The organism is Marinobacter azerbaijanicus (assembly GCF_030250645.1).
In the GTDB taxonomy this organism is placed as follows: domain Bacteria; phylum Pseudomonadota; class Gammaproteobacteria; order Pseudomonadales; family Oleiphilaceae; genus Marinobacter; species Marinobacter azerbaijanicus.
The window spans coordinates 53,429-66,084 of the sequence record NZ_JASSVS010000009.1 but is presented as its reverse complement, the minus strand read 5'-3'; the positions used below and the strand labels follow the sequence as shown (position 1 = coordinate 66,084).

The 12,656-nt window shown below is 57.4% G+C and carries 13 protein-coding genes; 8 read left to right on the top strand and 5 right to left on the bottom strand.

What is annotated here, in order from left to right; all coding sequences use genetic code 11:
- Positions 1-111: 111 nt before the first annotated feature.
- Both QPM17_RS16470 and QPM17_RS16465 read right to left on the bottom strand, forming a co-directional pair.
- Positions 112-807 (bottom strand): TVP38/TMEM64 family protein, encoded by a 696-nt coding sequence (locus QPM17_RS16470; protein ID WP_285392010.1) that lies wholly within the window; start codon positions 805-807, stop codon positions 112-114.
- A gap of 13 nt (positions 808-820) precedes the next feature.
- Positions 821-1,444, bottom strand: a complete 624-nt coding sequence (locus tag QPM17_RS16465; protein ID WP_285392009.1) for a YbhB/YbcL family Raf kinase inhibitor-like protein — start codon at positions 1,442-1,444, stop codon at positions 821-823.
- Positions 1,445-1,610: 166 nt separating this feature from the next.
- Between QPM17_RS16465 and QPM17_RS16460 the strand changes: the two genes are divergently transcribed.
- Positions 1,611-2,141, top strand: coding sequence for an ankyrin repeat domain-containing protein (locus QPM17_RS16460; protein WP_285392008.1), 531 nt, complete (start codon positions 1,611-1,613; stop codon positions 2,139-2,141).
- Here QPM17_RS16460 and QPM17_RS16455 read toward each other — a convergent pair.
- Entirely contained in the window at positions 2,122-2,988 is an 867-nt protein-coding gene (locus QPM17_RS16455; protein ID WP_285392007.1) for a putative RNA methyltransferase, read from the bottom strand. The two genes, QPM17_RS16460 and QPM17_RS16455, sit on opposite strands and share 20 nt — an antisense overlap.
- A 92-nt stretch (positions 2,989-3,080) precedes the next feature.
- Here QPM17_RS16455 and QPM17_RS16450 point away from each other — a divergent pair, with 92 nt between their 5' ends.
- Positions 3,081-3,818, top strand: coding sequence for a spermidine synthase (locus QPM17_RS16450; protein WP_285392006.1), 738 nt, complete (start codon positions 3,081-3,083; stop codon positions 3,816-3,818).
- 137 nt (positions 3,819-3,955) lie between these two features.
- On the top strand, positions 3,956-6,082 hold the full coding sequence (locus QPM17_RS16445) for a NosR/NirI family protein (protein ID WP_285392005.1): 2,127 nt from the start codon (positions 3,956-3,958) through the stop codon (positions 6,080-6,082).
- Positions 6,083-6,092: 10 nt separating this feature from the next.
- Here the strand turns inward: QPM17_RS16445 and QPM17_RS16440 are convergent, their stop codons facing one another.
- Positions 6,093-6,647: a carboxymuconolactone decarboxylase family protein gene (locus tag QPM17_RS16440; protein ID WP_285392004.1), complete on the bottom strand. Its 555-nt coding sequence runs from the start codon at positions 6,645-6,647 to the stop codon at positions 6,093-6,095.
- 124 nt (positions 6,648-6,771) lie between these two features.
- Between QPM17_RS16440 and QPM17_RS16435 the strand changes: the two genes are divergently transcribed.
- The 5 genes from QPM17_RS16435 to QPM17_RS16415 all read left to right on the top strand — a co-directional run bounded on the left by QPM17_RS16435 (position 6,772) and on the right by QPM17_RS16415 (position 11,784).
- On the top strand, positions 6,772-7,377 hold the full coding sequence (locus QPM17_RS16435; RefSeq protein WP_285392003.1) for a TetR/AcrR family transcriptional regulator: 606 nt from the start codon (positions 6,772-6,774) through the stop codon (positions 7,375-7,377).
- A gap of 168 nt (positions 7,378-7,545) precedes the next feature.
- Positions 7,546-8,856, top strand: coding sequence for an NAD(P)/FAD-dependent oxidoreductase (locus tag QPM17_RS16430; protein ID WP_285392002.1), 1,311 nt, complete (start codon positions 7,546-7,548; stop codon positions 8,854-8,856).
- 53 nt (positions 8,857-8,909) lie between these two features.
- Positions 8,910-10,625, top strand: coding sequence for a potassium/proton antiporter (locus QPM17_RS16425; protein WP_285392001.1), 1,716 nt, complete (start codon positions 8,910-8,912; stop codon positions 10,623-10,625).
- A 186-nt stretch (positions 10,626-10,811) separates the two neighbouring features.
- Positions 10,812-11,276 (top strand): L,D-transpeptidase family protein, encoded by a 465-nt coding sequence (locus QPM17_RS16420; protein ID WP_285392167.1) that lies wholly within the window; start codon positions 10,812-10,814, stop codon positions 11,274-11,276.
- Between the two features lie 226 nt (positions 11,277-11,502).
- Positions 11,503-11,784: an Lpp/OprI family alanine-zipper lipoprotein gene (locus tag QPM17_RS16415; RefSeq protein WP_285392000.1), complete on the top strand. Its 282-nt coding sequence runs from the start codon at positions 11,503-11,505 to the stop codon at positions 11,782-11,784.
- Positions 11,785-11,846: 62 nt separating this feature from the next.
- Here QPM17_RS16415 and QPM17_RS16410 read toward each other — a convergent pair whose 3' ends face one another.
- Positions 11,847-12,647 carry a slipin family protein gene (locus tag QPM17_RS16410; protein ID WP_285391999.1) on the bottom strand — a complete coding sequence of 267 codons (801 nt, stop codon included), beginning with the start codon at positions 12,645-12,647 and terminating at the stop codon, positions 11,847-11,849.
- Positions 12,648-12,656 lie beyond the last annotated feature (9 nt).

Here is a 12,656-nt window from a genome sequence, read left to right as displayed (position 1 = left end):
ACTGTTGGCAACAGACCTTAACTCAAATTAATGAGACGCAAATGCTAACGATTCGCATTCTATAATGCAAAACTTGATTGCCCAAAGACATTTCAAATCAGCGGAAGGTTCTCAGGGCTGTCTGTAGAGGTTGATCCAACGGGCTAGGCGGGAGTGTGGTTTACGGCTCAGGTACCATGGGAGGGCGCTCATCACCACCAGCACCAACGCCGCGGCAGACACGGTCAACGTCGGATTCAGTTCAAAGGTATTCCCCAGCCCCGCGAACACGAACGTCATCGGCAGCATACCCAGCAGGGAAGCCACGGCAAACCGCCACCCATGAATAGCGGTCACCCCAGCGGCATAGCTGATCAGGGCAAAGGAGAATAGTGGAATCAGGCGGGTCAGGAATACCGTCCAGAACAGCAGGCGCTGGGACCCGTCCGAGGCAAAGACCGGGTGACTCGAGAGCTTTTCCCGCAGTATTTCCCGGCCCAGTACCCGGGCCACGAAGAACGCAATCATGGCACCGGTCAAAGCGCCCACCGCAGCCAACAGCGTGCCCGTGAGCATGCCAAAGGCAAGACCCGATGCGGCGCTGACAGGCAGGGTCGGTATTGGCCCCACCACCACTGCCAGCACCATCATCAGAAACAGAAACACAGGCCCCCAGACACCCTGCCCGTTCAACCAAACCGACAGGGCAGCAGGAGACAGGCTTGCAGGCATACCCAATTCCCGCAGTACCAGCCAGAGCAACGCCATCAGCAGGGCGACGGCTGCCGCCATACCCAGCCTGAAGGGCAAGCTGGAAGGTATCGTCATCGGGCTGTTGGCATTAACGCAGATCCGGGTTCAGTGTGTAGGTACCGGTTACCCGATCACTTGCCAGTACATGGCCCGCCATGGCTTCACGCACCGCAGCACCATCAAATTCACCGTCAAGACCAAGGCTGTCCACATCCAGGGCATGCACTTCGTAGTGGTAGTGGTGAATGATCTCATCATTCCAGGGCGGGCAGGGACCATCGTAACCGGCGTAGGTGCCGGCCATGTCCGGATTGCCAGCCAGGAACTGGGTGTAGTTGTTCACGCCACGAATCCCGATAGGGCCGGGGCCGGGCTCCTTACCCTTGGGAATCACGCCATCACTGTCTTCGCCCTCGGGGATGCGGGAAGTAGAGGCAGGAATATCCACCAGCAGCCAGTGGAAGAAATCCACTCGTGGAATATCCTTCGAAACCGTCTTGCCTTCCTGATTGACGTCGTCTGCAACGCTGGGCACATCCGGGTCAAACATCATAACCACAAAACTCTTGGTACCGTCCGGTACGTCTTCCCAGGTCACCTCAGGGTTGCGATTGGGGCCGAAGCTCATGTGGTCCTGTTCGCTGTATACGCCAAACGCAAACTTCTCCGGCACCGGCTGGCCTTCTTCAATACCTCGAACCTTGATTTTCACTGTCCTGTCCTCCTGTACCCTTGATGCTTGTTGGTTACCTTATACAACGTTTTTAACAGTGGTGTCGTGGGTCTGTCCAGAACCATACCGTACCCAGGTCCAATTCGCTGTCTGCCTCAGGCGTGGTAGGGTTTGGCTTAATTTCGCGGAAAATCACAGGAATACCATGAGCGACAACAAGTCGGACGGGCCCCAGGAGCCCGATAACCAGCAGGACGAGGACGCCATTGCCTTTGCCCAGGGGCTTTTTGAACTGGCCCGCAATGGTGGCACGGGCCCTCTCAATGTCATGCTTGAGGCCGGCGTGCCCGTAGATATACGCACCAATACCGGTGACAGCCTGCTGAAACTGGCCTGCAGCAACGGCCACCAGGACACTGCTCGCCTGCTGCTGGATAAAGGCGCAGACCCCAACCTGTCCAATGATCAGTTGCAGACCCCATTGACCAGCGCGGTCCATCGTGACGATAGGGATATCGTGAACCTGCTACTGGAAGCCGGTGCGGGGGTCGACAGCCGGCCAGCGGGAGGCAGGACGGCGCTGATGGTGGCCGCCATGCTCAATCGTGTCGGGATGACTGAGCGCCTGCTGGCGGCGGGCGCGGATAAAACCCTGAAGGACGGGGACGGTCAATCTGCCCTGGATCTGGCCAGAGCCATGGGCGCGGAAGACACCATCAGGTTGCTGTCAAAGTAGCGCCTGCCTGGTTGGCGAAACGTCGCAGCGTCACCTCGACGGTGACGGTCAGGGTTTCGAGTGCCTCTGCCCGGGCGCGACCCTCCGCCGATGCCCGATACAGATGCGGCGTCATCGCCAGCAGGTCGGCTATGGAAGCCTGGCTATCCAGAGTCAGTGGATAGCGGACAGTCTCCGTATCCAGTGTGGAAAACCCATGGGGCGCTTCTGTAGCCGCCGGCTTCCCTGGCTTCAGTGAAGGGTAGATAACCTCCCGCAGTTCCCGCAGGTGGTCGGGGCCAGCATCTGCCTGGACCAGAATCCCACCGGGCTTCAGCACACGGGCAAATTCCGCATAGGCCGGAAAACCAAACAGGCAGAGCAGTCGGTCCAGGGTGCCGGGCAACACCGGGATATTGGCGTTGCTGCCCACCACCCAGCGTGGCCGCTTATCCTGTTTTGCGGCTGCAAGGGTCGCCCATTTGGAAATATCCAGCCCCATCAGTGAAAGGGGAACCCCGCTTTCCGCCGCTGCCAGTTGCCGCAGGTAATAGCCCTCGCCGCACCCGGCGTCAAGGCAGGCCAACGAGATGGTTTGGCTGGGCATATCGTGCAGGACAGCGGTGTTAACGGCTTCAGCAACAGGCTGATAGTAACCGGCATTCAGAAAGCGCTGCCGGGCAGCCACCATGGCTTTGCTGTCACCCGGGTCCAGCGAGCGCTTGTTCTGCACCGGTAAAAGATGGAGGTAGCCCTGACGGGCAACATCGAAACTGTGGCCGGACGGGCAGCGCCAGCACGCCTGGGAAAGGCTCAGGGCATCACCATCCAGGGGGCAGGCAAGGGCGTCAAACGCATGGACACTCATAGGCAGGATTGCTCCGGCCATGGCATCCTGTTTGAGTAGCCGCAGGAAAATGCCCAGAATAGCCGCGCGGAAATCAGACGAGGACAGCCACCTTGAAAGGCGAGATTATCCATTACACCCGGGACGCACTCGGTGGCATTCTGGTGATTGACTATCGCAAACATCGGGTGATGACCTTTGATTCGGTATTTGAGCAAAGCAAGATAGACCGCCGCACACCTCATCTTCCTGTTCATGAATACAGCCGTGCGATGTTATTACCGGTCGCCTTCGCACAGCCCTCGCATGTGACCGTTCTGGGCCTGGGGGGAGGTGTGATGGCCAGCGCACTGCTCCATCTCCTGCCCGGCTGTCAGGTCCATGCCGTGGAGTTGCGACCAAGCGTCCTGCAAGTGGCGCGGGAGTATTTCAGCCTGCCGGACTCCGCAAACCTCACCGTGACAATCAGCGATGCCCGGGATGCCCTTGGCAAAGCGCCTGACCGCAGTACCAACCTGGTCCTGGCGGACATGTACAACTCCGACCGCATGAGCCCCACCCAGACCCAGCGTGAGTTTATCAGACAATGCAGCCGGGTTCTCAGCGACACCGGCTGGCTTTCAATCAACTATCACCGGACACCCGACACCGATGGGCCACTGTTCCGCCAGCTGAGAGGTGAGTTTGCAGTACTGTTACTGTTCAAGAGCAAAACCAACAATACGGTGATTTTTGCCAGCAAGCAGCCGTTCGAAGCAATGCATGGCAAAGACCCGGCACTGATGGCCCTGGAGAAGCGGCTACCCATCGACTGGCGCCGGCTTATGGCAAAGGTCACACGCCTGACCTGAGCCGTTTCAAGCTCTGCCATTACGCCACTATTTCTCCTCACAAAGTAGCAAGCCCCTGGCCCGCAGGTAGCATTGTGCCAGGCCGGCAAACCTCTAGGATTGTAACAACCAATAACAAGAAAACCTGGAGAAACGCTATGCCCGGGCGGCTGTTGCTGCTGTTGGTCATTGTCTGCTTTTTTTCCACCACTCACGGTGCGCTGGACGACGACAGGCGGGCGATGATTCAGGAACTGTTCCCCAAGGCCACGGAAATCCGGAACAAGTTGCCGGACTACCCGGTCTATCCTGTGTATCAGCTCCAGGAGTTGCTGGGTTACGCGTACGAATCCCTCGATCTGAGTCGGCTTCAGGGTTTTGCTGGCAAACCCATCAGTATGCTGATAGGCCTGGATACCCGCGGTCGTTTTACCGGTGTTCGCATCCTGAACCATCACGAGCCTGTGTTCCTCCACGGGCTTGGCGAAGAGCCCCTGTACGAGTTCATCAGCCAGTATGAAGGCCGCTCGCTGACAGAGCAGATCATAGTCAGTACGTCCGGCAGCCGTTCCGGCAAGGATCCGGACGGCAATGTGGTGCGCTTTGACGGGGTGAGCAAGGCGACCGTTTCAGTACTGATCATTAACGACACTATTCTGTCTTCCGCCCTGAAAGTAGCCAGGGAAAAACTGGAGGGGTTTTCCCAGGAGGCGCCGACACAGGCCAGGGCAGGCTTTTACGAGCCTCTGTCGTGGTCAGAGCTTGTTGATCGCGGGTATGTCGGTCACTTTCATCTCAGCCCCGACGAGTTCGAACACAAGACCGGGCTTCCACTTTCCGACTACCCTGAAATGCCGCAACCTGAACCCGGCGAACCGTTTACGGAACTGTTTTTCGGCTACATCAATGCGCCCATGGTGGGTCGTAACCTTCTGGGAGACGACGGTTTTTCGCAACTGAAGGAGCGTATCGGTCCGGATGCCCAGATATTGGCAGTCATGTCCCGGGGGCTTTATCCACATCTTTCTGAAGACTTCACGCCGGGCAGTTCACCAGGCCGCCTCGGGCTGCAGCAGAACAACCTGGCGGTGGAGATTCGCGACATTAACGTGTTCGATCAGGACATACGTCTCAGCGCCGAGGGTATGCCGGATGTGGAAATGGCATCGCTGTTCAGGGTGGGTGGCAACGCCGGATTCAATCCCGGCGCCGAATCCACCCTGAAAATGAGCGTCACACTGCGCAAGAACCATCTGGTGGCAGACAGCGCCGAACTGGATATCCCGGTGAGCTTTTCTGACGAGCTGTTCGAAACTGTCGAGGTGGCCCCTCGTCCGGAAGATAATCGTCAGCCGGTGTGGATCGGGCTCTGGAAAGAGCGCTGGCTGACCATTTCAGCCCTGGCAATCAGCCTGACTGTTCTGACGGTCTTTTTTGCCCGCCAGCGCACACTGAGCCGACACCCCAGGTTGGTGCACCGTTTCCGCTGGGCCTTCCTTTTCTTCACCCTGTTCTTTATTGGTTTCTATGCCCAGGGCCAGCTTTCGGTGGTGAATATCTACACCCTGTTCCTGTCGATCTGGGAGGGCTTTTCCCTGAATGTCTTCCTGATGGATCCTGTTCTGTTCATCCTGTGGACCTATACGTTCATCACCCTGTTTATCTGGGGCCGGGGTCTGTTCTGTGGATGGCTGTGCCCTTTCGGTGCGCTGCAGGAAATGGCCGCCTGGTTGGGGGAGAAGCTGAAATTCCGGCAGGTGAAAGTATCGGAGAAATGGCACCGACGGCTGATCCTGCTGAAGTACCCGATCCTTCTGGTACTGGTGGGCACGGCCTTCTACTCACTGGAACTGGCGGAAAAACTGGTGGAAGTGGAGCCGTTCAAAACCAGTATCACACTCTTCTTTATTCGCTCCTGGCCCTTTGTGGTCTACGCCGTTGGTCTGCTGGTCATCGGTATGTTCATTCACAAGTTCTATTGTCGCTATCTGTGTCCGCTGGGGGCGGGGCTGGCCGTTCTCGGCAAGCTGCGCCTGTTCAGCTGGCTGGATCGGGTAGAGCTCTGTGGCAAACCCTGCCAGCACTGCAAGAACAGTTGCGGTATCAATGCCATCCACAAGGACGGGCGTATCGACTACGACGAGTGTATTCAGTGTCTTGAGTGTGTGGTCATTCTGAATGATGAGGATCAGTGCGTGGACAAACTGCTACAGAAAAAGCGCCAGCGACAGGCCAATATCCTGGCCACGGATGCGGGCCAGGCCGCACCCGTGGAGCCGGGGTGAAAAAGTCCCGTTACCTGTTCTTCTTCCATTCAAACTTCTTGAAAGGCTCATCAACCGGCGTTTCCGCAATGTGGTTGATGTAGTTACTCATGGTCTTCTGGGACAGCACCAGGATCACTTCCAGAACCTGACGGCGTTTATAACCGGCGCTATAGAAAGCCTCCAGATCCTCCTTGCTGACATTCCCGCTCTTTCGCATCACCGCCAGGGTGAAGGTTCTTAACGCCTCCAGCTTGTCGCTGGGGAGGGGCGTTTCATCCCGCAGGGCATTGGTGATGTCATCCGACACCTCCATCATCTTGGCGATGCCGGTGTGTGCGGGTACACAGTAATGGCAGGCATTCTCGACGTTGATAGTCTGCCAGACCACCGTTGTCTCCTCGTTGTCGAAGCTGCTGTCCAACACAAGCTGATGCAGTGTCTGATAGGCCTCAAGGACGCCTGGTGCTTCCGCCATGACCGCGTGCAGGCCGGGAATCATGCCGAACCCCTTCAGGGAATTCTCCAGAAGCGGCTTGGATTTTTCCGGGGCGGATTCCACATCGTGAACCGGGAAATCTGACATAGAATTTTCCTCCAGTCTTACTTTTTGAGTGAACGCTCAATTACACTTCCACCGTATCTGTTTTTGAGCGCTCACTCAAGTTATAATCGAACATATTTCAAACACCGTAAGTGGGTAGTGACCTATGGCCAGAAGTGCTCGGTATGATCGACAGATTGCTCTGGAAAAGGCAATGAACCTGTTCTGGGAAAAGGGCTTTGCTGGGGCCTCCATGAAGCAGATCGAGCTGGCCCTGGATATGCGCCCGGGGAGCATTTACGCTACCTTCGGCAGCAAAGACGGTTTGTTCAGGGAGGCTCTTGCCGCCTACGCAGAGCGCGGTGGCGTTGAACTCCGGGAGCACCTGGCCGGATATTCGTCGGTACTGGATGGCCTGCAGGGGTACCTGCGTCGCATTGCCCAACAGTCGAAGCCCGGTGAGGCAACCCCGTCACGGGCATGCATGATTGTGAAAACCCTGCTCGAGGCCAGCAACTCCAATTCCGCCATGGCAGAACAGGCAAACACGATCCTTGATGCAGTAGAGCAGTCGCTCGTCCAGCTTCTGGAGCAGGCAAAGATGCAGGGTGAGCTGGCAGCGGATACCGACTGCGCACGCCTGGCGAGACTGTTCCAGGCCCAGCTTATCGGCCTCCGTTCGTTTGCGCAGAGGGAGACGCACCCGGAACACGTCACCAGCCTTGCCGAAGACATGGCGGCCACTCTGGACCACTATCGCGTCCGCCACTGAACCGGGCACCGGCAAAATCCCGGAGCCGCATAGGTACTAACGGCGAATTGTGCCCTGCCAGGGCACTGCGTTAGCATTGGCCGCTCCCGTATCATCATTCCGCAGTGAGGAAAGCCAAGGGCTTTTAACGAGAGTTTTTGGCTATCTTCACTTCAGGAACCCCGTGTTATGGAAAACCTGCATCACATCGTCGTCGTTGGCGGCGGCGCGGGTGGCCTTGAACTGGTCACCCGCCTGGGTAACAAACTGGGAAAAAAGCGCAAGGCCCGTATCACCCTGGTGGACGCCGGCCTGACACACGTCTGGAAACCCCTGCTTCACGAGGTAGCCTCCGGCTCGCTGGACGCCAACGCCAACGAGATCAACTACCGTGCCCATGCACGCAAGCACCATTATGAGTTCCAGCTGGGACGGATGAGCGGCCTCGACCGTGAGACCAGGGAAGTGGTCATTGCCCCATTCCTTGACGGGGACGGCAACGAAGTCGTGCCGGAACGTCATATTGGCTATGACACCCTGGTGATCGCGGTGGGCAGTAACGCCAATGATTTTGGCACCCCGGGCGCCCAGGAGCACTGCCTGTTCCTTGACAGCCTCAACCAGGCACGCCGCTTCCATAAACTGATGCTCAATGCATTCCTGCGCAAGAATCACGAGGCCTATTCCGGTGACGGCCATGAGCTACCCATCACCATTATAGGTGCCGGTGCCACTGGCGTGGAGCTGGCCGCCGAGCTGCGCCTGGCGTCCCGCGAACTGCCGGTCTACGGTATGAACCACCTGCGACCCGAGGATGTGTCCATTACCGTCATTGAGGCAGCCGAGCGAATTCTGCCGGCACTTCCGGCGCGCCTATCGGCCGCTGCTACCCGTGAACTGGAACATCAGAATGTCAGAGTGATGACCGGTCAGCCGGTGAGTGAAATCCGCGGCGGCAGTCTGGTCATGAAGGACGGCACCGAGCTGGTGTCCGAGATGACCATATGGGCCGCTGGCATCAAGGCTCCGGCGTTCCTGGCAGAGCTTGACGGCCTGGAGACCAATCGCGGCAACCAGATCAAGGTCAATCAGACGCTCGAATCCACCACCGATCCGGATATTTTTGCCTTCGGTGACTGCGCAGAATGCCCGCAACCGGATTCCGATCGTCCGGTGCCCCCTCGTGCCCAGGCAGCACATCAACAGGCAGATGTACTGTTCAAAACCCTGCGCAACCGTCTGCAGGGAGGGGAGGCTGTGCCCTTCGTTTACAACGACCATGGCTCGCTGATCAACTTCAGCCGCTACACAACAGTTGGCAATCTGATGGGCAATCTTTCCGGCCGCAGCATGTACATTGAAGGCAAGGTGGCGCGGCTTTTCTACGTATCCCTGTACCGTATGCACCAGGTAGCGCTGCACGGCTTCCTGCGAACCGGAGTCATCTGGCTCATGGACCGGATTACCCGCGCCATGCATCCACGCCTGAAACTGCACTGACACGGATCTCTAACTGCTATCATCGATATGTAGAATCCCGACCCGGAGCATGAATGGATCCGATTATTACCCTTATCGGCGCACTGATGCTGGTTATCAGCATCATGCTCAGCCCGTTGTCCAGCAGGCTTGGCATGCCGGTACTACTGATCTTTCTCGTCGTCGGCATGATGATGGGAGAGGATGGCCCGGGCGGGCTGCTATTTGACGACTTCGAGCTGGCCTTCCTGATAGCCAACCTGGCCCTGGGTGTCATTCTGCTCGATGGCGGTATGCGAACCCGGGCCGAGACCTTTCGCGTGGGGCTGCGCCCGGCTCTGATCCTGGCAACAGTCGGTGTATTCCTGACCGCCGCAGGCGCAGGATTTGTGGCCTGGTGGGTCTTTGACCTGCACTGGCTGACTGCACTGCTGGTGGGTGCCATTATTTCCTCTACCGATGCGGCAGCGGTGTTTTCTCTGCTCCAGGGCCGTGGCCTTCACCTGAATGAACGGGTCAGCGCCACCCTGGAAATCGAATCGGGCAGCAACGACCCGATGGCCATATTCCTGACCCTGATGCTGGTCACCATGATCGAAGCCGGTGGTGCCTCCGAAGGGTGGATGGCGCTGCTGATGCTGGTAAAGCAGCTCGGCATTGGCGGTGCCGTGGGCGTGGCCGGTGGATTCATTGTGGTGGAAATGGCCAACCGCATCAGGCTTACACCATCCCTGTACCCGTTACTGGTAGTGGCAGCTGGTATTACCGTATTTTCCGGCACCAATATCCTGGGTGGCAGTGGCTTCCTTGCGATCTACCTCACCGGGGTCGTTATCGGCAACAGGCCCGTGCGCATGATGCCGATGATTCTGCAGGTTCACGATGGCCTGGCCTGGCTCGCCCAGTTGTGCCTGTTCCTGATCCTCGGTCTGCTGGTTACACCGTCGGAACTTCTACCCCTGGCCGGCGGCGGCCTGATTCTCGCTTTTGCATTAATATTCCTGATCCGGCCGATTATGGTCATGGGCACACTCTGGCCATTCGGTTTTAACCGCCGGGAACTGGGATTCATAAGCTGGGTTGGTTTGAGGGGTGCCGTACCGATTGTACTGGCACTGTTCCCCATCATCGCAGACATCCCCCAGGCCCAGCTGATTTTCCATGTGGCCTTCTTCATCGTGCTGGTTTCACTGGTTGTCCAGGGCACTACCATGGCCCCGCTGGCAAGGAAACTGCGGCTTGAGGTTCCAACTGGCGAAGGCCCCTACCGGCGCCTGCCACTGGATGTTCCCGCCGCCGGTGATCACGAACTGATGCTTTTCCCCTTGCGGGGAGAGGCCTGGGAAACACCCAAGCCCCTGGGTCAGCTAAGGCTTCCGGACAATACGGCCATTGCCGGTGTTTTCCGTAAGCGCACCTGCCATCAACCCAGCCCGGATATGGAGGTATCTACCGGGGACGTGCTGGCCATGTTCGCCACTCCCGAGGTGCTGCCGGAATTGGGCAAGGCTCTCAGCGGTCGCCATGCCCCGCGCTATCTTGCAGAGCGGGCTTTCTTCGGCGATTTCGTCCTCAACGGAGATGCCCTGCTGGGTGATGTGGAGCAGGTCTACGGTATCGAGTTTGACGAATTACCGCCGGAACTGTCGCTTGCAGAGTGCTTTGCCCGCCGCACCAAGGGCCATCCGGTGGTGGGTGACAAGGTGGTATTGGGACCGGTTACACTGGTGGCCAGGGCAACCGAGGCAGACAGCGTGACCAAGGTGGGCCTGAAAATGGACAATCAATAAAGAACGTTAACAAAATCACGTCAAAACGCTGGTTCGGTTACTAAAATCAGTGTGCTATAAAGTGTACAAAGATTAATGATTGGATCGACCATGTCACTGGAGACTTTTGTGTCCTCTTTTATCGCACGGCTCAACACACTGGTGGCGGCTCTCGCCTGTCTGGCTTTACTTGCAGGCAACCCGGTGATGGCATCGGAGTTGCCCATGGGCGCCATGGCTGACGCACCGGAAGTCAGTGAGGTACTGGTTCGCAAGGAGGAACGCAGGCTTTACCTGTTGTCAGGTGAACAGGTCGTGCGCAGTTACCGCATCGGCCTTGGCGATAATCCCTTCGGCCATAAGCTCTACGAAGGCGACAAACGCACTCCCGAGGGTGAGTACGTGCTGGACTGGCGCAATCCCAACAGCGACTTCTACAAGTCCATCCATATTTCCTATCCGAATCAGCAGGACCGCGAACTGGCATCATCCTGGGGACTCGACCCGGGCGGCAGCATCATGATCCACGGCTTGCCCAACGACGCCGGAGACCTGGCATTTGCTTTCCTCGGCCTGGACTGGACGGATGGCTGCATTGCGGTCAGTAATGAAGAGATGGACGAGATCTGGCAACTGGTCGCCGACGGAACCCCCATCAGGATCGTACCCTGACGCCTTTGATCCATCCTCTTTCCCAGGTCGTAGACCGTTACTGTAAAATTAAGTTGTTGTCATAACCGGGGTACTTTTACGTATCCTTAGTTAACATTTCCGTCTAGAGTGTTTTACACTGTTTGACGACGCTGTCAGCTATCGCTGGCGGCCCCGTTTTGACAGAAGCTCTGCACCAACGACTTCTGGAACGCAGGAAATAAAACGACCAATAAGGGGATATACAATGCGTAAACTGACGATCGCAGGGTTTGCACTGGCCACCGTACTGACCGCAGGTTGTGCGACTACTGACCAGGGCGCTATCGATGAAGCAAACGCAAACGCTTCTTCCGCCGAGCAGACTGCTGAAAATGCACTGAACACCGCCAACAGCGCTTCCAGCGCAGCACGCTCTGCACAGCGCACTGCTGATGAAGCGCTGGCTGCTGCAAAAGCTGCCCAGAAAGCTGCTGACGAAGCCAACGAGCGCGCCAAGCGCATGCTCGAGCGTGCCAGCCAGAAGTAAGGTTGCCGCGAAGCAGAAAGGCCGGGAAATCCCGGCCTTTTTTTGTGCCTGAAAACCGTCCCTCAGGTTTCGTCGTTGTCGCCGTTATCACTCTTTGGCGCTTTGGGTGAATGCTTGCTCGTGAAGGCCGACAGCATTTCCATAGGCAGCGGGAATACGATCGTGGAACTGTTATTGGTACTCATATCAGCCAGGGTCTGCATGTAGCGCAGCTGCATGGCGCCCGAATCCGTCGACATCACTTCCGCAGCCTCCACCAGTTTTTTCGACGCCTGCAGTTCACCCTCGGCGTGGATAACCTTGGCACGACGCTCCCGCTCGGCTTCAGCCTGACGGGCGATAGCCCGAATCATGGACTCGTTCAGGTCAACATGCTTGATTTCAACATTGGCAACCTTGATACCCCATTCTTCTGTCTGGGCATCAATAATCTCCTGGATGTCGGAGTTGAGCTTGTCCCGTTCCGACAGCATTTCATCCAGATCATGTTTACCCAGGACCGAACGTAGCGTGGTCTGAGAAAGCTGACTGGTTGCCGAGCCGAAATCCTCCACCCGGATGATCGCCCGCTCGGGATCAACCACCCGGAAATAGAGCACAGCATTGACCCGCACCGTGACGTTGTCCTTCGAAATGACGTCCTGGCTTGGTACATCCAGGGTGATCACCCGCAAATCCACCCGGGTCATCTGCTGGATTCCGGGGATAATGATAATCAGACCCGGGCCTTTTACGCCCTGGAAACGACCCAGAAAGAACACGACGCCGCGTTCGTATTCCGGCAGGATCTTGATCGCCGATCCTAGAATCAGCAGCAGCACCACCGTAGGTGCAATGTAGGGAATCAGGTCAGCAATATTCATAACGCCTCC

What these genes read in the sequence shown, in the direction of transcription:
- QPM17_RS16470 (WP_285392010.1), bottom strand. Translation starts at nt 807, where the DNA reads ATGACGATACCTTCCAGCTTGCCCTTCAGGCTGGGTATGGCGGCAGCC.
- QPM17_RS16460 (WP_285392008.1), top strand. Translation starts at nt 1,611, where the DNA reads ATGAGCGACAACAAGTCGGACGGGCCCCAGGAGCCCGATAACCAGCAG.
- QPM17_RS16455 (WP_285392007.1), bottom strand. Translation starts at nt 2,988, where the DNA reads ATGAGTGTCCATGCGTTTGACGCCCTTGCCTGCCCCCTGGATGGTGAT.
- QPM17_RS16445 (WP_285392005.1), top strand. Translation starts at nt 3,956, where the DNA reads ATGCCCGGGCGGCTGTTGCTGCTGTTGGTCATTGTCTGCTTTTTTTCC.
- QPM17_RS16440 (WP_285392004.1), bottom strand. Translation starts at nt 6,647, where the DNA reads ATGTCAGATTTCCCGGTTCACGATGTGGAATCCGCCCCGGAAAAATCC.
- QPM17_RS16435 (WP_285392003.1), top strand. Translation starts at nt 6,772, where the DNA reads ATGGCCAGAAGTGCTCGGTATGATCGACAGATTGCTCTGGAAAAGGCA.
- QPM17_RS16430 (WP_285392002.1), top strand. Translation starts at nt 7,546, where the DNA reads ATGGAAAACCTGCATCACATCGTCGTCGTTGGCGGCGGCGCGGGTGGC.
- QPM17_RS16425 (WP_285392001.1), top strand. Translation starts at nt 8,910, where the DNA reads ATGGATCCGATTATTACCCTTATCGGCGCACTGATGCTGGTTATCAGC.
- QPM17_RS16420 (WP_285392167.1), top strand. Translation starts at nt 10,812, where the DNA reads ATGGCATCGGAGTTGCCCATGGGCGCCATGGCTGACGCACCGGAAGTC.
- QPM17_RS16415 (WP_285392000.1), top strand. Translation starts at nt 11,503, where the DNA reads ATGCGTAAACTGACGATCGCAGGGTTTGCACTGGCCACCGTACTGACC.
- QPM17_RS16410 (WP_285391999.1), bottom strand. Translation starts at nt 12,647, where the DNA reads ATGAATATTGCTGACCTGATTCCCTACATTGCACCTACGGTGGTGCTG.